The sequence below is a fragment of the Arthrobacter sp. NicSoilB8 genome (genome assembly GCF_019977355.1).
Lineage (GTDB): Bacteria > Actinomycetota > Actinomycetes > Actinomycetales > Micrococcaceae > Arthrobacter.
This window is the reverse complement of record NZ_AP024655.1, coordinates 3,618,546-3,636,069: the sequence shown is the minus strand read 5'-3', so window position 1 is coordinate 3,636,069 and position 17,524 is coordinate 3,618,546. Positions and strand designations below refer to the sequence as shown.

The window sequence follows — 17,524 nt, the reverse complement described above, 5'->3', positions numbered from 1 at the left end:
CCCGGTGGGGCTTCCAGGGCAACCCGTCCTGCTACCGTGGCCGCTGTGAGCGCATCGCCAGAACAGACCCCCGAAACCCGACAGAACCCTGATGCCGGGCAGAACCCTGAAGCCGGCTGGACCATCCGGGAGGCCCGCCCGGAGGACTGGCCGGGCATCTGGGTGATCCTGGAGCCCGTCATCCGTGCCGGGGAGACCTTCACCTGGGACCGGGAAACGGCCGAGGACGAGGCCCGCGGGCGCTGGTTCAAGCAGGCGCCGGGGCTGACGTTCGTCGCGGTCGCCTCCGACACGGGTTCCATCCTCGGCACCGGCGAACTGCACCCCAATCAGGGCGGGGGCGGCAGCCATGTCGCCAACGCGGGCTACATGGTTCACCCGGCCCAGGCCGGCCGGGGACTGGCCCGTGCCCTCTGCGCCTATTCCCTCGACGCCGCCCGCGACGCCGGCTTCCGGGCCATGCAGTTCAATGCGGTTGTGGAAAGCAATGTCCGGGCGGTCGCCGCATGGAAATCCATGGGCTTCGAACTGCTTACGACCATCCCCGAGGCCTTTAACCACCCGAAGCTGGGCTATGTGGGCCTGCACGTGATGTACCGCAGGCTGTAGCTGTACCTGTAGCCGTACCCCCGTCCGCTGCCCGCGGGAACTTCTTTGCCGCCAGTGTCCTCACTGCTGGGGGTTTCCTCACAGGCTGCCGTGCCAGAGGCGGCCCAGTTCCGGGAACGCCGCCTCATAACCGGCCAGCAGCCTGGCGGCGAGGACCTCCGAGTTGACGAGCGGATGCCTGGCGAACGCGGCGAGGGCTGCCTCCCGCCGGCCGGTTGTCGCGGCCTCCACCACGAGCCGTTCAACGTCCTTGACCCGCCGCAGCAGCGCCAGCTGTTCCGGTCCAGGTCGATCCTGCGGGACCGGAACAGCGCCGTCGGGGGTCACCTTGCAGGGAACCTCGACGACGGCGTCCCCCGGCAGCCCCGGTACGGCCGGCACCTCGGACCCGGTGGCGTCGGCAGCCGGTGCCGGTCCGGGGGCGGTGTTGATGGTGTTGAGTATCAGGTCGGCCGCCCCGCCGCCAGACAGGGCGCGCATGGCCGCCAGAGCCACGCGCTCGTATCCGCCGCCGGCGAGGTCAGTCTCGTCCCGCTGCTCGCCCTCGGCGCGGGCCTCGGCGAGATAGCCCTCTTCGCGCGACCGGCGGGCGGCTTCCCAAAGCGCAAAGGCGTCCGGGCCGGCGGCTGCCAGTCGGGGATAGAGCTCGGCCTGTTGCCGGGCGATGGATTCTCCCCGGGTCAGGTCCCCGCCGCGCATGCCGGCCACCGCACGGGCGGTGTCGTAGTAGTAAAAAAGGTACTCATTGGGCAGGCAGCCCAGGCTTGCCGGCAATCCGGGCGGAAACAACCGGCCTTCCTCGAACCCCGCCAGCGCCGCAGGATTCGCCAGCAGCCCAGGCAGGACATCCCGGCCCCCGGACTCCAGCCGGTACAGCCAGCCGAGGTGGTTCAGGCCGTAGTAGCCCACGCCGTCGAGCCGGCCTTCCGGCAGCGCGACGCCGGCCGCCCGCGCCGCGCGGTGCACCAGGCCGCTGGCGGAATCGCAGATCCCGACCACCCGGTGCCCGAGCACGGGGACCAGGGCCTCGGTGACCATGCCGGCCGGGTTGGTGAAGTTGAGCAGCCAGGCGCCGGGGCAGCGGTTCCGCATTTCCTCCGCCAGCCGCAGCATCGGCGGAATGGACCGCAGGGCGTAGGAGATGCCGCCCGCGCCGGTGGTTTCCTGGCCCAGGAGACCCAGGGCCAGGGCGATCCGCTCGTCGGCGGTCCGCCCGGCGGTGCCGCCGGGCCGGATCGCGGCGAAGACCATGTCGGCGCCGTCCAGGGCCTCGGGGAGGGAAGACGCTGCACGGACCTGCGGGCCGGCCCCCGGCGGACCCTGCTGGGCGAGGGCGGCCAGGACCGCCTCGATGGCCGCCAGCCGGCCGGCGTCGACGTCGTAGAGCACCAGCTCCCGCACCAGACCCGCGAAGGGGCCGGCAGAGAGCGCCCGGTAGACCAGGGGGACACGGAACCCGCCCCCGCCGGCGATCGTGAGCCGCATTCCGACAGTCTATTCCCCGCCCGTTCAGGCCCTGCCACCGAGGGCCGGCATGCCCGCGGCGGCTCCGTGCCCGGCGCCGATTGGGGTTTCGCCTCGGGCGCCGCTTGGGGTTCGGGCGTGCCGCGCCGGGCGGCCGCTTCCTGCAGTTTCGCTCGGCGGCGGTACAGCGTAGTCTGCCGTATATGGACGCGATCCCGACGCGGCGTTTTGACCCGCTGTCTGCCGTCCGCAGCCCGGCCGCGGACGGGTTCGACCTGCTCCTGACCGGCACCGTGTTTCAGGACATCATCTTCACCGGGCTGCCGCACGCACCGCAGCCCGGAACGGAAATCTGGAGCGACGGCATGGGCAGCTGCCCCGGCGGTGTCGCCAACCAGGCGATTGCCGCGTCACGGCTGGGGCTGCGGACCGTGCTCGCCGCCGCGTTCGGCGACGACGGTTACGGGGACTACAACTGGAAGATCCTGGACGCCCAGGAGCATGTGGACCTGTCCCTGTCCCGGCGGGTGCCCGGCTGGCATTCGCCCGTTACGGTGTCCCTGAGCGTGGAGAAGGACCGGTCCATGGTGACGCACGGCCACCCGGCGCCGGTGTCCTCCACCGAGCTCATTGGATGTCCGCCGCCGGCGCTCTCAGCCGTTGCGGAGCTGGGGGAAGAGCTTGAACCGTGGGTCCTCGACGCCCATAAGAACGGCGTCCGGCTGTTCGGCGACGTCGGCTGGGATCCCACCGGCGCGTGGTCCTCGACCCGGTTGGATAACTTGCAGTACTTCCATGCCTTCATGCCGAACCAGCACGAGGCGATGAACTTCACCGGCCGCGACGATCCCTGGTCGGCGTTGTATTCCCTCGCGGACCGCGTACCGGTGGCGGTGGTCACCCTCGGTGCCCAGGGGTCCATGGCCGTGGATTCGGAAACCGGGGAAGAGGAGTGGGTCCCGTCCCTGCCTGTCCGGGCTTACGATCCCACCGGCGCGGGTGACTGCTTCGGCGCGGCGTTCATCGTAGGCTGCCTGGCCGGCTGGCCGCTCGGCGACCGGCTGCGGTTCGCGAATCTCTGCGCGGCGCTGGCCGTGCAGGAAGTCGGCGGCTCGCTTGCCGCACCCGGTTGGGGGGACATTGCCGACTGGTGGCAGCGGGCCAACGCCCGGAAGGAACGGCAGGGCAGTCAATGGCTGCGGCGCTACCACTTCCTGGAAGAGATCGTGCGCGATGTTCCGCCCGAGGCGCAGCGGCGGGCGACGGCGACCATCGCGCACCTGTCCGACGCGTAGCTGGGGCTTGGGGTTCTGGTCCGTCTCGGTGCTGTGACGGTTGAACCCGTCGTGCCTGGCCCCTCCACCACTGGACATGTCCCGTGCCGTGGCCATGGCCTGGACATGGACCCTTTGTGCCCGGTCCTTGGCGTGAAGACTGGGCATGTCCCGCGCTCGCTGTGAACTGCCTGTCAGCGCCTGGGTTCTCCGCTGGACATGTCCCGTGCTGTGGCCCAGGGGCGGACATGGACCCTTTGTGCCCGGTCCTTGGCGTGAAGACTGGGCGTGTCCCGCGCTCGCTGTGAACTGCCTGCCAGCGCCTGGGTTTTCCGCTGGACATGTCCCGTGCTGTGGCCCAGGGGCGGACATGGACCCCTTGTGCCCGGTCGTGGGCCCGAAGAATGGGCATGTCCCGCGCTCGTTGCCTGCCAGCGCCTGGGTTTTCCGCTGGACATGTCCGGTGCTGTGGCCCAGGGACGGACATGGACCCCTTGTGCCCGGTCCTTGGCGTGAAGGCTGGGCATGTCCCGCGGGACGGGAGGGCATGCCCAGCGGCGCCCCGGCGGGCGGATTATTCGGCCCGCGGCGCCGCCCCTAGAATCGTTAAGTGACTTATCAAGGAGCAACAGGCGGCCTCCTGCCCGATTCGGCGGCAGCGCCGGTCCGTGCGGAGGAACGCTCGGCAGTAATCGACCTCGACGCGATCAGGCACAACGTCCGCCACCTCGCGGCGGTCGCCTCACCCGCCCAGATCATGGCCGTGGTCAAGGCCGACGCGTACGGGCATGGCGCCGTCCAGGTGGCCCGCGCGGCCCTCGGCGCTGGAGCCAGCTGGCTGGGCGTCGCCCATATCTCCGAGGCGCTCGCACTGCGCGCCGCCGGGATCGAGGCGCCGCTGCTGGCCTGGCTGCACACCCCGGACAGTAATTTCGCTGCCGCCGTGGCCGCCGGAATCGACATCGGCTGCTCAGGCTGGGAACTGGACCGGATCGTGGCCGCCGCCCGCGAGCAGGAACGGCCCGCCCGCATCCACCTGAAGGTCGACACCGGCCTCGGCCGCAACGGCGCCACCCTCGACGCCTGGGACAGCCTGGTCGGTGAAGCCATGGAGCACCAGGACCAGGGCCTGCTCCGGGTGGTGGGCATTTTCTCCCACCTCGCCGTCGCCGACGAACCCGAAAGGCCCGAAACCGACGAGCAGCTCGCCGCGTTCCGGCAGATCCTCGCCGTCGCCCAGGACGCCGGCGTGGACCCCGAGGTCCGGCACCTGGCCAACACGCCGGCCACCCTCTCCCGGCCGGACACCCACTTCGACCTGGTGCGCGTCGGGCTCGGACTCTACGGACTGTCTCCCTTCGAGGGACAAAGCCCGGCCGAGCTTGGCCTGCGCCCGGCCATGACGGTCCGCACGGTGGTGTCGCACTGCAAGGACGTGCCCGCCGGGCAGGGCGTTTCCTACGGGCTGAACTACCGCACGGACGGCGTCAGCACCCTCGGGCTCATCCCGCTGGGTTACGCCGACGGCGTGCCGCGCATCGCCACCGGCGGCCCGGTCCGGGTCGAAGGCGTGAACTATCCCGTGGTGGGGCGCATCGCGATGGACCAGATGGTGATCGACCTCGGACCCCGCAACGTCAAGGCCGGAGGCCCGAGCATCCTCGGGGCCGAGGCAGTGCTGTTCGGCGACGGCGCCGACGGCGGACCCACGGCCGATGACTGGGCCAGAGCCGCGGGCACCAACAACTACGAGATCGTCACCCGCATCAGCCCCCGCGTACCGCGCCGCTACCTGAATGAAGAGCCCTCCACCGGCAACGAGCTGCCGTGAGCGCGCCCGTGTGGGAACGAAGCCTGGAGGTCCGGACGGCCGCGGAGACGCACGCGCTCGCCGCGGCACTGGGGGCCGTGCTGGAAACCGGTGACCTGCTGGTCCTGACCGGCGAATTGGGCGCTGGCAAGACCACGTTCACGCAGGGACTGGGGGAGGGGCTGGGCGTCCGGCCCGGCATCATTTCGCCGACGTTCGTCTTGGTGCGCATCCACCCCAATCTGCCCGAGGGACCCCGGCCGGGCGGTCCGGACCTCGTCCACGTGGACGCCTACCGGCTGGAGTCGGCCGCCGAAATCGATGACATCGACCTTGAAAACACCATGGACAGCGCCGTGACGGTGGTCGAGTGGGGCCGCGACCGGGTCGAGCACCTGAGCGACAGCCGGCTTGAGGTGGAACTCCACCGCGCCCGGGGCGGCGCTGTCAGCGGTGCCGCCGGCGTCCCAGCTGATCCCGCCGCCACTCCCGACGGCGATTCCGGCGTGCTGGATTTCGACACGGACGACGACGACGAACCGCGGACGGTCGTGATCCGCGGCTTCGGCCCGCGCTGGGCCGAAGCGCCGGCGCTGCCCGGCATCGAGCCGCAGCGAGAGCCGGAGACCGCCCTCGAGCACGGCACCCAGCCCCTGGCTGAGACCCGGCCCCTGCCCCAGACCCCGGAACGGAACTCCTGATGCTGATCCTCGCCATCGACACCTCGGCCGTCGCCAGCGCCGCGCTGGTCTCCGATGACGCGCCGGAATCCGTGCTGGCCAGCTTCGCCACCGAGGATACGCGGACGCACGCGGAGGTTCTGGCCCCGGGAATCGACGCGCTCCTGGCCGAGGCCGGCATCGTCGGCCACGACGTCGACGCAATCGTCACCGGCGTCGGTCCCGGACCGTTCACGGGACTGCGCTCCGGGATCGTCACCGCCCGCACCCTCGCGTTCGTCTGGAACAAGCCGCTCTACGGCGTCATGAGCCTGGACGCGATCGCCCTGGAAGTGGCCGAATCCACCGACTCGGCCGCGGAGTTCATTGTGGCCACCGACGCGCGCCGCAAGGAGGTGTACTGGGCCCGGTACACGCTCTCCGACGCCCAGCTGCCCCAGCTGGCCGACGGCCCGCACGTGGGATTCGCCGCGGATCTGCCGGACCTGCCCGTCTACGGCGCCGGGGCCGGCATCTACTCCGACGCCGTCAAGGCGGTCGCCGAATTCAGCACCCGGCAGCCCGAGGCCCTCTCGCTGGGCCAGTTCGCGCTCGCGCGGCTCGCGGCGGGGGAGCAGCTCCTGGACTCCACCCCCTTATACCTCCGCGAGTCCGACGCCCAGGTGCCCGGGCCCCGGAAGCGTGCCCTGTGAGCGCCGGGCAGGCTCCGCTCAGGCTGCCCGGCGGCATCACCCTGCGGGACATGGAAGCCGCGGACATCCCCGCCGTCCACGAGCTGGAATGCCGGCTGTTCCCGGTGGACGCGTGGCCGCTGCAGATGTTCCACGACGAGCTGGCGCAGGCGGATACCCGCCGCTACCTCGTGGCGGAATTCCACGGCCGAATCGTGGGCTATGCGGGGCTGATGTGCATCGAACCGATCTCTGACGTGCAGACCATCGCCGTCGTGCCCGAGCAGGAAGGCAAGGGCATCGGCTCGGCCCTGCTCAGCGAACTGATCGTGGAAAGCCGCCGCCGCGGCGCCCAGGACGTACTGCTGGAAGTCAGGGCGGACAACCCCCGGGCCCAGCAGCTCTACCGGCGCTTCGGCTTCGAACAGATCCATGTCCGGCCCCGCTACTATCGCGACGGCGTCGACGCCCTGATCATGCGGCTCCAGCTGCCCCGCGAACCGCTCAGCCCCCAGACCAAGGAAGCAGGCCGACCATGAACCGCACCCAGCCGCTCGTGCTTGGCATCGAGTCCTCCTGCGACGAAACCGGCGTCGGCATAGTCCGGGGGACCACACTTCTGACGAACACCGTGTCCTCCTCCATGGAGGAACACGTCCGCTTCGGCGGCGTCATTCCCGAGATCGCCTCCCGGGCCCACCTCGACGCCTTCGTGCCGACCCTCCAGGAAGCCCTGGCGGAGGCGGACGTCTCGCTCGCGGACATTGATGCGATCGCAGTCACCTCGGGGCCCGGCCTGGCCGGCGCACTGATGGTGGGGGTGTGCGCGGCCAAGGCGCTCGCCGTCGCCACCGGAAAACCGCTCTACGCCATCAACCACCTCGTGGCGCACGTCGGTGTCGGGCTCCTTGAGCAGGGCGCCGGCAGCCGCGGAGCGCCGGAGGCGACAGCGGATTCGCCGCTGGAAACCCCACAGCCAGCCCTGCCGGAGAACATGGGGGCGCTCCTGGTGTCCGGGGGCCACACCGAGATCCTGCGGATCCGGAGCATCACGGACGACGTCGAGCTGCTGGGCTCCACGATCGACGACGCCGCCGGCGAAGCGTATGACAAGGTGGCGCGGCTCCTGGGGCTGGGCTACCCCGGCGGCCCGGCCATCGACAAGCTCGCGCGGACCGGCAACGCAAAAGCCATCCGCTTCCCGCGCGGCCTCACCCAGCCCAAATACATGGGGACGGCCGAGGAACCCGGCCCGCACCGCTACGACTGGTCCTTCAGCGGACTCAAGACCGCCGTCGCCCGCTGCGTGGAGCAGTTCGAAGCCCGCGGCGAGACGGTTCCCGTCGCGGACATCGCCGCGGCCTTCCAGGAGGCGGTGGTGGACGTGATTACCGCCAAAGCGGTGCTTGCCTGCCGTGAAAACGGCATCACGGAGGTCCTTCTGGGCGGGGGTGTCGCGGCCAACTCCCGGCTCCGCCAGCTCACCGAACAGCGCTGCAGTGCTGCCGGGATCCGGCTGACGGTCCCGCCGCTGGCGCTGTGCACGGACAACGGTGCCATGGTGGCTGCACTCGGGGCGCAACTGGTGATGGCCGGGATCGAACCGAGCGGGATCGGGTTTGCCCCGGACTCCTCGATGCCGGTCACGACGGTCTCCGCCTGACGTCCACAGCCGCCGCGGTTCGGCCGGCGAGCGTCCGCAGGAGGCCGCAGGAGGCTCCGTCCGCTCCCGCGGGGGATGCTGCCGGGGCTGCCCTAAGTGCTAGGCTTCCGGCCCCTGCCGCATCTGCTTGACCAGATCCAGCACGACGGCGCGCAGGTCGCCGCCGTGCTCGGCGGCCACCCGGCGCTGCCGCTGGTAGCCGGCGCCGCGCTTGATGATCTTCTCGACGTCGGCCAGTTCGGCGCTGCAGCCCAGCTTCTCCGCGACCGGCTCGAGCCGCTTCAGCGTCTCGCGCAGGTGCTCGGTGACGAGCTGCTCGTTGCCCTCAGCGTCGAGGATGATGATCGCATCCAGGCCGTACCGGGCCGCGCGCCATTTGTTTTCCTGGATGTGCCATGGCGGCATGGTCGGAATGGTGCCGCCGTTCTCCAGCGTCGTGGAGAACTCGTCGACAAGGCACTGGGTCAGGGCGGCGATGGCCCCGACTTCCTCGAGGGTCGCCAGGCCGTCGCAGATGCGCATCTCTATGGTGCCCAGGGCCGGAACGGGCCGGATGTCCCAGCGGATCTCGGAGAGGGTGTCGATCACGCCGGTGGTGAACATGTCCTGGACGTAAGCCTCGTAGTCCTCCCAGCGGGAAAACTGGAACGGCAGGCCGGCGGTGGGCAGCTGCTGGAACATGAGGGCGCGGTGCGAGGCGTAGCCGGTGTCTTCGCCGCCCCAAAACGGGCTGGACGCGGAGAGCGCCTGGAAATGCGGGAAGTAGTTGACCAGGCCATCCAGGACGGGGAGGACCTTGTCCCGGCTGTCGAGCCCGACGTGGACGTGGACGCCGTAGATGACCATCTGCCGGCCCCACCACTGGGTCCGGTCGATGAGCTTGGCGTAGCGTTCCTTGTCCGTGACGGGCTGCAGCTGGGGCGGGCTGAAGGGGTGGCTCCCGGCGCAAAATACCTCGACGCCCATGGGATCGGTGACTTCCCGGACCGCGGCGAGCGAGCTGCTCAGGTCCGCCTTGGCTTCAGCCACGGTGGTGCAGATGCCGGTGACGAGCTCCACGGTGTTCAGCAGGAGCTCCTGCTTGATGTGCGGGTGTTCGTCATCTTCGTTGAGCTCGGGGTGCCGGGCAGCGACTCCGCGGAGCACCTGGTTCGCCACGGAGGCCAGTTCACCGGTCTCGGCGTCGACGAGCGCCAGCTCCCATTCCACGCCAAGAGTCGACTGCCTGGATGAAGCGAACTCGATCTTCATGTGGTCCCTTCACTGTTTTGCTGACCCTGCCCGTCGTCCCGGCGGGAACTGCCCTGGCACATACCCTCGGACGTGCCCCTGGACGTGCCCCTGGACGTGCCACCGGCGGTGTCACGTGCCATCTTCCACACGAATTTCCACACGAAGGAACAGCCCGGGCGGCTGGCAGGGCTACGGGTGGTCCAAGTCTAGTGCAGGGGCAGCGCCGGGACGGTGCCAAAGTGTGCGCTGACGCGTGAGGGTCTTCACATACGGGCTGGTCAGCGACGCCTCGGCCCGGCAGCGGCGGACCGGAGTGATCCTGGCGTTTAATGGACCTGTGCCCATTCTGAACAAAGACATGACCCTGTGTATCTCGCTCTCGGCCCGGCCGAGCAACAACGGGACGCGCTTCCACAACCACCTGTACGAACAGCTGGGCCTGAACTGGATCTACAAGGCCTTTGCCCCCACCGACCTCGCCCAGGCAATCGCCGGCGTGCGCGGCCTAGGCATCCGCGGCTGCGCGGTGTCCATGCCCTACAAGGAGGACGTGATCGCCCTCGTGGACGTCATGGACCCGTCGGCGAAGGCCATCGATTCGGTCAACACGATTGTCAACGACGCCGGCCGGCTCACCGCCTACAACACCGACTACACGGCCATCGAGCAGCTCCTGCAGCGCAACGCCGTCCCCACCGACTACTCGGTGCTGGTCCTGGGCTCGGGCGGCATGGCCAAGGCCACCGTGGCCGCGCTTCGGGATGCCGGATTCAAGGACGTGACCGTCGTGGCCCGCAACGAGGACACCGGGCGCGCCCTGGCCGAACAGTACGGGTTCGCCTGGAGCGCCGACCTGGGCTCCGCGAGGTCCGGCACGGGCACAGCTGACATGATCATTAACGTGACGCCTATCGGTATGGCAGGGGGTATGGCAGGTGGACCGGACGCCGAGGCACTGTCCTACCCGCAGGAGGCCATCGACGCGGCAAAGGTGGTGTTCGACGTCGTCGCCCTCCCGGCCGAGACGCCGCTCATCAAGGCCGCCCGCGCGGCCGGCAAGACCGTGATCACCGGAGCCGAGGTAGCCACGATCCAGGCCCTGGAGCAGTTCGTGCTGTACACCGGGATCCGGCCCACCGACGAGCAGATCCGGGCCGCCGAGGATTTCATGCGGGCCCAGTAGCCCGACCCCGCGCCGGGGAGAACTAGGGCGGCGGAGCTAGACCGGCTCCACCGAGACGGCCACCCGGTCCTCGCCGATCCTGGTGAGGACCAGGGTGGCTGATTTCTTGCCCCTGGCCTTGGAGCCTGCCGGTTTTCCTCCTGGAAGGAGTTGCTTGCGGAGCTCCTCCGGGGTGACGGCTGTGCCGCGCTTCTTGATGTCCAGGACGCCTATTCCTTTGTCCTTGACCCAGGACTTGAGCACCTTGACGTTGAAGGGCATCACCTCCAGGACCTTGTAGGCCCTGGCGAACGGGGTATCGCGCAACTCCGGGGCGCAGATGTAGGCGATGTGCTCGTCCACGAGGTGCCCGCCCAGCTGGAGGGCGACGTCGGCGACCAGTCCCGCGCGGATGACCGCGCCGTCGGGCTCGTACAGGTACCCCTCCACCGGGCCCACAGGCGCCGACGGGCCGGCGCCGAAATCCTCGCCGCTGGTGAGTTCGGCGGCGCCAAGAGGTCCGAGCACGAGGGCCGCGCGCCGCACTTCGGGGCGCCGCACCGCGTTGAACCACAAGGCCACCTCGGTCACGTCCCCGCCCACGGAGACCCACTGGGCCTCGCAGTCCGCCGGCACGGAATCGTGCGGCATGCCAGGACCCATCTTCACGCCGACAGCGCGCCCGGAGCCGGCCAGAGACTCCACAAAGGACAGCGGCGGGGAGAAATCTTCCGGGTCCCAGATCCTTTTGGTTCCCGAGGTGGACGTGGTGCGCCGGGCGGGGTCGAGCCAGACGCCGTCGATCCCCTCGAGCGAAACCGACGTGGCATCCGAGTGGACCACGGTGGCGTTGCGGAACGGGATCAGGTTCATCGTGGCGCAGGCGGCCGTGGCCTCGTCCAGTTCCACGGCGGTGACTTTGATGTCCAGGGACGCCAGCGCCATCGCATCGGCCCCCAGCCCGCAGCCGAGATCGGCCACGTGGCCGATTCCTGCCTCCGCGAACCGCTGCGCGTGCCGGGCCGCCACTGTGAGCCGGGTGGCCTGCTCCAGGCCGGCCCTGGTGAAGATCATCTGCCGGGCGAACTCGCCGAATTTCGCCTCGGCCTTGGTGCGCAGCCGGGACTGGGTGAGCACCGCCGAGACCATTTCGGGGGAGTGGCCGGCCTTGCGCAGCGCCGCGGTGAGCCGGAAGGCCTCGTCCTCGCGGTAGGGGCCCAGCGACGCCAGCAGCTCCCAGCCCTCGGGCGTGAGGATCGGGGCGATGTGTTCCTGCGGTGCGTCAGTCATGCCATCCAGCGTAGTTCAGCGCCGCGGGCGCGCTGTGACAGGACGGCTGGGGATAGGCTTGACGGCATGGAAGACAGCGGTACAGGCGACAGCACGTCAGCGGACACAGCGGGACACGACGCCGGGCAGGACGACGGGCGGGACGCGGCCCTGTACGACAACGGGCAGGACGAAGGGGGGGACGACGGGCGGGACGCGGCCCTGTACGACAACGGGCCGGACGACGTCGGGCAGGAGCGCCGGAGACCGCAGGGGCTGGCGCGCTACGCCCGGCCGGCGCTGATCGCCGGCGCGGTGATCGCCGTCGTGTGCATCGCCCTGCTGGTGATCATTTTCTTCCTCGATTCCTTTAACGCCACCGTGTATTCGGTCGGCGGCAAGAATGTCCAGGACGCCACCGACGAGGCGCGGGCCATCCGCGACACGTACGCCGCGGCCCGGCTCGGCGGCATCATCTTCCTGATCGCAGGTGTCCTCCTGGCCGCCGCCGGGGCCCTGCTGCTGTATCGGCACCGGAACGACGCCGGCCGTAACCGGGACGAGGACAATGGCGAAGACGTGGACTTCGAACACCTCGCCGGCGAGTAGTTACCTGCGCGCAACGCCTGCAGGACATGCCCCACCCCTGGCATCAGGAGTGGGCATGTCCCTCAGTCCAGGCCGGACCCGCTGAGCATGCCCCTGATCCAGCGCCAGGAATGAGCATGTTCCTTTGGGCAGTCTGAAACCATTGGGCATGTCCATCGCTGGGCGCGGGGAGTGGGCATGATGCCCATGTGTCCACCGGCAGCCACGAAGAATGGGCATGTGCCTCGGTCCATCGCGGAACCACTGGGCATGTCCCTTTAGTCGGGCTCGCGGGAGGCTGGGCATGTCCCTGGTCCAGCGCCAGGAATGAGCATGTTCCTTTGGGCAGTCTGAAACCATTGGGCATGTCCATCGCTGGGCGCGGGGAGTGGGCATGATGCCCATGTGTCCACCGGCAGCCACGAAGACTGGGCATGTGCCTCGGGCCGGCCCGGAACCAATGAGCATGTGCCCTGGCGAGCCCGGAAGAGTGAGCATGTGCCTCTGGCCGGCCCGGAACCAATGAGCATGTCCTTGACGAAAATGTTCACCGGGGACGAATTTCTGGCACTCGCCTTGACCGAGTGCTAACCAGTTACATAGAGTCGTCATTAGCACTCTCCCTAGGAGGGTGCTAACACATGAAGTGGGTTCCGCCAGGCTACTGCCGGCACCGCGACGACGGTCTGTACGCCATGGCATCACCGCTTCATAGTCCACGAATTTGCTGACGAAAAGGAGAGGTCCGAGTGTCGGTCTCTATTAAGCCTCTTGAGGATCGTATTGTTGTCCGCCCGCTCGAAGCCGAGCAGACCACGGCTTCCGGCCTGGTTATCCCGGACTCCGCACAGGAGAAGCCGCAGGAAGGCGAAGTTGTTGCAGTAGGCCCCGGCCGCTTTGACGACAACGGCAACCGCGTTCCCGTTGACGTTGCCGTTGGTGACGTTGTCATCTACTCCAAGTACGGCGGAACCGAAGTTAAGACCGGCGGCACCGAGTACCTCGTGCTCTCCGCCCGCGACGTTCTGGCGATCGTCGTAAAGTAACTCTCTTGGACCCCCGCGCAGCAGATCCTTCGTCATGAACGGATCAGTTGCGCGGGGTTCTGTCTTGAAAGGACAAAACCATGGCAAAGCAGCTTGCGTTTAACGACGCTGCCCGCCGGTCGCTTGAAGCCGGCATCGATAAGCTCGCCAACACGGTCAAGGTCACGCTCGGCCCGCGCGGCCGCAACGTCGTACTGGACAAGAAGTGGGGCGCCCCCACGATCACCAACGATGGTGTGACCATCGCCCGTGAAATCGAGCTGGACGACCCCTACGAAAACCTTGGCGCGCAGCTTGCCAAGGAGGTCGCCACCAAGACCAACGATGTCGCCGGTGACGGCACCACCACCGCCACCGTTCTGGCCCAGGCCCTGGTCAAGGAAGGCCTGCGCAACGTTGCGGCAGGCGCCGCACCGGGCGAGATCAAGCGCGGCATCGAGGTTTCGGTCGAGGCCGTCGCCGCCCGCCTGCTGGAAAACGCCCGCCCGGTCGAAGGCACGCAGGTTGCCAACGTCGCCGCGATCTCCGCCCAGAGCGACGAGGTCGGCGAGCTCCTGGCCGAGGCATTCGGCAAGGTCGGCAAGGATGGTGTGATCACCATCGAGGAATCCTCCACCACGCAGACCGAGCTGGTCCTCACCGAGGGCATGCAGTTCGACAAGGGCTACCTGTCCCCGTACTTCGTCACTGACGCGGAACGCCAGGAAGCAGTCCTCGAGGACGCCCTCATCCTGATCAACCAGGGCAAGATCTCCTCCGTGCAGGACTTCCTGCCGCTGCTGGAAAAGGCGCTGCAGAGCTCCAAGCCGCTCTTCATCATCGCCGAAGACGTCGAGGGCGAGGCCCTCTCCACGCTCATCGTCAACCGCATCCGCGGCACGCTGAACGTCGTCGCCGTCAAGGCACCGGGCTTCGGTGACCGCCGCAAGGCCATGCTGCAGGACATCGCGACCCTCACGGGTGCACAGGTCGTCTCCCCGGAGCTGGGCCTCAGCCTGGACACCGTCGGCCTTGAGGTGCTCGGCACCGCACGCCGCATCACTGTCACCAAGGACAACACCACGATCGTCGACGGCGCCGGTTCGGCCGAAGACGTCGCCGCCCGTGTTGCCCAGCTGCGCGCCGAGCTGACCCGCACCGATTCGGACTGGGACAAGGAAAAGCTGCAGGAACGCCTGGCCAAGCTGGCCGGCGGCATCGGCGTGATCAAGGTTGGCGCTGCCACCGAGGTCGAGCTGAAGGAAAAGAAGCACCGCATCGAGGACGCCGTGTCCTCGACCCGCGCTGCCCTCGAAGAGGGCATCGTGGCCGGCGGCGGCTCCGCCCTCATCCACGCGCTCAAGGCGCTCGACGAGGATGCTGCCGTCCAGGCCCTCGAAGGTGACGCCGCTGCTGCCGTCGGCATCGTCCGCCGTGCTCTGACCCAGCCGCTGCGCTGGATCGCCCAGAACGCCGGCTTCGACGGCTACGTCGTGGTTGCCAAGGTGGCCGAATCCGCCGTCAACCAGGGCTTCAATGCCAAGTCCGGCGAGTACGAGGACCTGATCGCCGCTGGCGTGATCGACCCCGTCAAGGTGACGCGTGCGGCTCTGCGCAACGCCGCCTCCATCGCCGCGCTGGTCCTCACCACGGAAACCCTCGTGGTGGAGAAGCCGGCCGACGAAGACGAGCACGCAGGCCACAAGCACTAATCTCGGCCCGCAGAGGGGACGGTCCGGCAATTGCTTGCCGGGCCGTCCTTTTTTCTGTCCGGATCCGGGCATGCCTCCGCCCACTTATCGCCAACATTCCAACCGCGCAGGAGTCCGCAACTGCCGCGGAATCTGCCGCCTCGCCGCCGTCGGACACAGCCCATCCACTCACGCTTCCCGGGAAACTCACACCTTGGCATGCCTCAATAGAGGTCTGTGGCCGTCGCCGCGATTGGCCATGAACATCACAGTTTAGTAACATAGACGCTTTGGTTATCTGGTTGAGGGGTTGTTCTATGACACAGCAAAGAACCCTGCCCCCGCCTGCCCAATCCGGTGCGGCACCGCGGGCGGGCAGGAAATCGACATTCAGGCCCGAAATCCAAGGACTCCGGTCCCTGGCCGTGCTCATGGTCATGACCTACCACATCTGGTTGGGCCGCGTGTCCGGCGGCGTCGATGTGTTCCTGCTGATTTCGGCATTCCTCATGACGCTGCAGTTCGTCGGCCGCTACGAGCAGGGCCGGCCGATGGCGCTCTTCAAGCATTGGCTGCACCTCTTCCGGCGCCTCCTGCCGGCGGCCGTGACCGTCCTGGTGGCCGTACTCGCCGCAAGCATGTTCTTCCTGCCACGGACCCGCTGGCTCGAGGTGATCTCCCAGGGCTGGACGTCCCTGTTCTATGTCGAAAACTGGTTCCTCCAGTCCCAGGCCACGAATTACTACGCCTCGGACCACAGCCACGCCAGCCCCTTCCAGCACTTCTGGTCCCTTTCGATCCAGGGGCAGATCTTCATCCTGTGGCCGCTCATCTTCGCGGGCGCAGCAATCGTCGCCAAGCGCTTCAGGCTCCGCTACCGCGTGCTGCTTTGCTACATCTTCGCCCTGATCTTCCTTGTTTCACTGGTCTACTCAATCGTCTTCACCTACGCCGACCAGACCGAGGCATACTTCGATACCGGAGCCCGGCTGTGGGAGTTCGCGCTGGGCACGCTCGTGGCTTTGGCCCTGCCGGCCCTGCGGCTGCCCCGGAGCTGGCGCCTGGTGCTCGGCTGGCTGGGCATCGTTGCCATGCTCAGCTGCGGGATCCTGCTCAATGTCCAGGCTTCCTTCCCCGGGTACGTGGCACTCTGGCCCACCCTGGCCGCGGCCTGCGTCATCGCCGCCGGCCAGTCGGGCAGCAGGCTGGGCGTCGACCGGATTCTCAGCTCGAAGCCCTTGATCCGGCTGGGCGACAATTCCTACGCCCTCTACCTGTGGCACTGGCCGGTCCTGGTCATTGCGCTTGCCGCGACGGGCAAGGACCGCGCGGGCCCCATCACGGGCGCCGTCATCATCGCCGTTTCACTGGTGCTCGCCTACCTCACCACCCGCTTTATCGAGAAGCCCTGGCGCGAATGGCAATGGCCGGAAGTGCGGCGACGCCGTGCGGTCATTGCCATCGCCGCTGCTGCCGCCACCGCCGTCGTGCCGCTGGCCGGCTGGCAACTCCAGATCAACTTCGCCACGGCCGCGGCGGCGAGCCAGGCCTGGGCCAATAACCCGGGCGCCCGTTCGCTGGACCCGGCTTACGTCGACGGGGCCGACAAATCCGCCCCGCTCCTTCCCACCCTTGCCACCGCGGCTGACGAATGGCCCCGCTACGACGGCGGCTGCACCTCGGATGAGAAGGCACTCACCAACGTGTGCAATAACGGCAAGCAGAATGCCGCCAAGACCGTGGTGATCATAGGCAACTCGCATGCCCACGTCTGGGCCACCCCCATCCTCACACTGGCCGAGAAGTACGGCTGGCGGGTGGAAGCCATCACCAAGGGCTACTGCCCCGTGACGGACAAGCCGGCGCCGGGGCAATCGGAAGGCTGCCTGGACTTCGACAAGGAAACCCTCAAGAAGGTCCTGGCCATGAAGCCGGACGTCGTGGTCACGACGAGCACCCGGACGGACCCCGACCCGAACGCCGTCGAGTTCCTGGATCCGGGTTGGGTTGCGCCGATCAAAACCATCAACGACGCCGGCATACCCGTCGTCGCGCTGCGGGACACCCCCCGCATGCACGAGGCCGTTCCCGCCTGCCTCGAAGAGCACCCGGACAACTACGCCGCGTGCGGATCGGCGACCGCGGCGAACTATGCGCCCACGTCGCCCGATGCCGCCGTGGCAGGGCAGCTGCCGGACACCAAGTTCCTCGACTTCAGCAGGTTCTTCTGCCAGGGCCAGGTCTGCCCGGCCGTGATCGGCAACGTGATGGTTTACAAGGATGACAACCACGTCACCAGAACCTACATGGAAAGCCTCACCCCCTACTTCGAGGCGGAGTTTCTGGCAGCCACCGGCTGGGACGCCGAGTAGGGATCGTTCCCTT

15 protein-coding genes are annotated in these 17,524 nt (G+C 68.4%); 12 read left to right on the top strand and 3 right to left on the bottom strand.

The genetic code is table 11. The annotated features are described in order from the left end of the window. Window positions 1-123: 123 nt before the first annotated feature. Window positions 124-609: a GNAT family N-acetyltransferase gene (locus tag LDO15_RS16335; RefSeq protein WP_223987495.1), complete on the top strand. Its 486-nt coding sequence runs from the start codon at window positions 124-126 to the stop codon at window positions 607-609. A 78-nt stretch (window positions 610-687) separates the two neighbouring features. Here LDO15_RS16335 and LDO15_RS16330 read toward each other — a convergent pair whose 3' ends face one another. After that, window positions 688-2,094, bottom strand: coding sequence for a 6-phospho-beta-glucosidase (locus tag LDO15_RS16330; protein ID WP_223980142.1), 1,407 nt, complete (start codon window positions 2,092-2,094; stop codon window positions 688-690). A 182-nt stretch (window positions 2,095-2,276) separates the two neighbouring features. Between LDO15_RS16330 and LDO15_RS16325 the strand changes: the two genes are divergently transcribed. The 6 genes from LDO15_RS16325 to tsaD all read left to right on the top strand — a co-directional run bounded on the left by LDO15_RS16325 (window position 2,277) and on the right by tsaD (window position 8,171). Continuing rightward, complete coding sequence (locus LDO15_RS16325; RefSeq protein ID WP_223980141.1) at window positions 2,277-3,368, top strand: carbohydrate kinase family protein; 1,092 nt, start codon at window positions 2,277-2,279, stop codon at window positions 3,366-3,368. 619 nt (window positions 3,369-3,987) lie between these two features. Next, window positions 3,988-5,178, top strand: a complete 1,191-nt coding sequence (alr, locus tag LDO15_RS16320; RefSeq protein ID WP_223987493.1) for an alanine racemase — start codon at window positions 3,988-3,990, stop codon at window positions 5,176-5,178. Continuing rightward, window positions 5,175-5,858, top strand: coding sequence for a tRNA (adenosine(37)-N6)-threonylcarbamoyltransferase complex ATPase subunit type 1 TsaE (tsaE, locus tag LDO15_RS16315; RefSeq protein ID WP_223980140.1), 684 nt, complete (start codon window positions 5,175-5,177; stop codon window positions 5,856-5,858). Before alr ends, tsaE begins: the two co-directional genes overlap by 4 nt. Further along, window positions 5,858-6,529 (top strand): tRNA (adenosine(37)-N6)-threonylcarbamoyltransferase complex dimerization subunit type 1 TsaB, encoded by a 672-nt coding sequence (tsaB, locus tag LDO15_RS16310; protein ID WP_223980139.1) that lies wholly within the window; start codon window positions 5,858-5,860, stop codon window positions 6,527-6,529. Before tsaE ends, tsaB begins: the two co-directional genes overlap by 1 nt. 50 nt (window positions 6,530-6,579) lie before the next feature. Next, window positions 6,580-7,047, top strand: coding sequence for a ribosomal protein S18-alanine N-acetyltransferase (gene rimI, locus LDO15_RS16305; RefSeq protein WP_223987491.1), 468 nt, complete (start codon window positions 6,580-6,582; stop codon window positions 7,045-7,047). Further along, a complete protein-coding gene (gene tsaD, locus LDO15_RS16300; RefSeq protein WP_223980138.1) occupies window positions 7,044-8,171 on the top strand; it encodes a tRNA (adenosine(37)-N6)-threonylcarbamoyltransferase complex transferase subunit TsaD in 1,128 nt (375 codons plus the stop codon). Before rimI ends, tsaD begins: the two co-directional genes overlap by 4 nt. Window positions 8,172-8,270: 99 nt before the next feature. Here the strand turns inward: tsaD and LDO15_RS16295 are convergent, their stop codons facing one another. Further along, window positions 8,271-9,422, bottom strand: coding sequence for a glutamate--cysteine ligase (locus tag LDO15_RS16295; RefSeq protein WP_223980137.1), 1,152 nt, complete (start codon window positions 9,420-9,422; stop codon window positions 8,271-8,273). Window positions 9,423-9,762: 340 nt separating this feature from the next. On the opposite strand from LDO15_RS16295, the gene LDO15_RS16290 reads away from it, so the two are divergent. Continuing rightward, window positions 9,763-10,587 carry a shikimate 5-dehydrogenase gene (locus LDO15_RS16290; protein WP_223987489.1) on the top strand — a complete coding sequence of 275 codons (825 nt, stop codon included), beginning with the start codon at window positions 9,763-9,765 and terminating at the stop codon, window positions 10,585-10,587. A 36-nt stretch (window positions 10,588-10,623) separates the two neighbouring features. On the opposite strand, the gene LDO15_RS16285 is transcribed toward LDO15_RS16290, so the two are convergent. Beyond that, the gene (locus LDO15_RS16285) at window positions 10,624-11,856 is read right to left on the bottom strand and encodes a class I SAM-dependent methyltransferase (RefSeq protein ID WP_223980135.1); all 1,233 of its coding nucleotides are present in this window, start codon (window positions 11,854-11,856) and stop codon (window positions 10,624-10,626) included. A 66-nt stretch (window positions 11,857-11,922) separates the two neighbouring features. Between LDO15_RS16285 and LDO15_RS16280 the strand changes: the two genes are divergently transcribed. From LDO15_RS16280 to LDO15_RS16265, 4 genes are all read left to right on the top strand, one after another. Further along, window positions 11,923-12,444 carry a hypothetical protein gene (locus tag LDO15_RS16280; RefSeq protein WP_346655965.1) on the top strand — a complete coding sequence of 174 codons (522 nt, stop codon included), beginning with the start codon at window positions 11,923-11,925 and terminating at the stop codon, window positions 12,442-12,444. A gap of 728 nt (window positions 12,445-13,172) precedes the next feature. Then, window positions 13,173-13,469, top strand: coding sequence for a co-chaperone GroES (groES, locus tag LDO15_RS16275; RefSeq protein ID WP_028275747.1), 297 nt, complete (start codon window positions 13,173-13,175; stop codon window positions 13,467-13,469). 80 nt (window positions 13,470-13,549) lie between these two features. After that, entirely contained in the window at window positions 13,550-15,160 is a 1,611-nt protein-coding gene (gene groL / locus LDO15_RS16270; protein ID WP_223980133.1) for a chaperonin GroEL, read from the top strand. Between the two features lie 296 nt (window positions 15,161-15,456). Continuing rightward, window positions 15,457-17,511 (top strand): acyltransferase family protein, encoded by a 2,055-nt coding sequence (locus LDO15_RS16265; protein ID WP_223980131.1) that lies wholly within the window; start codon window positions 15,457-15,459, stop codon window positions 17,509-17,511. Window positions 17,512-17,524 lie beyond the last annotated feature (13 nt).

Bases quoted from the DNA above. Each gene is read 5' to 3' on its own strand.
- LDO15_RS16265 (WP_223980131.1), top strand. From the start codon at position 15,457: ATGACACAGCAAAGAACCCTGCCCCCGCCTGCCCAATCCGGTGCGGCA.
- tsaB (WP_223980139.1), top strand. From the start codon at position 5,858: ATGCTGATCCTCGCCATCGACACCTCGGCCGTCGCCAGCGCCGCGCTG.
- LDO15_RS16290 (WP_223987489.1), top strand. From the start codon at position 9,763: ATGACCCTGTGTATCTCGCTCTCGGCCCGGCCGAGCAACAACGGGACG.
- LDO15_RS16325 (WP_223980141.1), top strand. From the start codon at position 2,277: ATGGACGCGATCCCGACGCGGCGTTTTGACCCGCTGTCTGCCGTCCGC.
- groL (WP_223980133.1), top strand. From the start codon at position 13,550: ATGGCAAAGCAGCTTGCGTTTAACGACGCTGCCCGCCGGTCGCTTGAA.
- rimI (WP_223987491.1), top strand. From the start codon at position 6,580: ATGGAAGCCGCGGACATCCCCGCCGTCCACGAGCTGGAATGCCGGCTG.
- LDO15_RS16280 (WP_346655965.1), top strand. From the start codon at position 11,923: ATGGAAGACAGCGGTACAGGCGACAGCACGTCAGCGGACACAGCGGGA.
- LDO15_RS16330 (WP_223980142.1), bottom strand. From the start codon at position 2,094: ATGCGGCTCACGATCGCCGGCGGGGGCGGGTTCCGTGTCCCCCTGGTC.
- LDO15_RS16285 (WP_223980135.1), bottom strand. From the start codon at position 11,856: ATGACTGACGCACCGCAGGAACACATCGCCCCGATCCTCACGCCCGAG.
- tsaD (WP_223980138.1), top strand. From the start codon at position 7,044: ATGAACCGCACCCAGCCGCTCGTGCTTGGCATCGAGTCCTCCTGCGAC.
- LDO15_RS16295 (WP_223980137.1), bottom strand. From the start codon at position 9,422: ATGAAGATCGAGTTCGCTTCATCCAGGCAGTCGACTCTTGGCGTGGAA.